Source organism: Methylobacterium sp. C33D (genome assembly GCF_053345825.1).
In genome coordinates this window covers 1-284 of the sequence record NZ_JBKFAV010000247.1, presented here as the reverse complement: position 1 = coordinate 284, position 284 = coordinate 1, and the positions used below count along the sequence as shown (strand labels likewise).

The 284-nt window shown below is 70.1% G+C and carries 1 protein-coding gene; it reads right to left on the bottom strand.

The genetic code is table 11. The features are described from left to right. Window positions 1-284: aminotransferase class V-fold PLP-dependent enzyme (locus ACLBXO_RS32240; RefSeq protein WP_447687971.1), on the bottom strand; the 284-nt coding region annotated here is incomplete at both ends.

The window sequence follows — 284 nt, the reverse complement described above, 5'->3', positions numbered from 1 at the left end:
ATCGATCTCGGCGGTCGTGTTGTAAAGCCCGAACGAGGCGCGGCAGGTCGAGGTGACGCCGAAGCGGTTGAGCAGCGGCATCGCGCAGTGGGTCCCCGCCCGAACCGCCACGCCCTGCCGGTCGATCACCGTGGCGATGTCGTGGGCATGCGCGCCCTTCATCTCGAAGGCGATCACGCCGCCCTTGCCCGGCGCGGTGCCCATCAGGCGCAGGGCATTCATCCCGCCGAGGCGCTCCTGTGCGTAGGCCGTGAGCTTCGCCTCGTGCGCTGCGATCGCGTCGC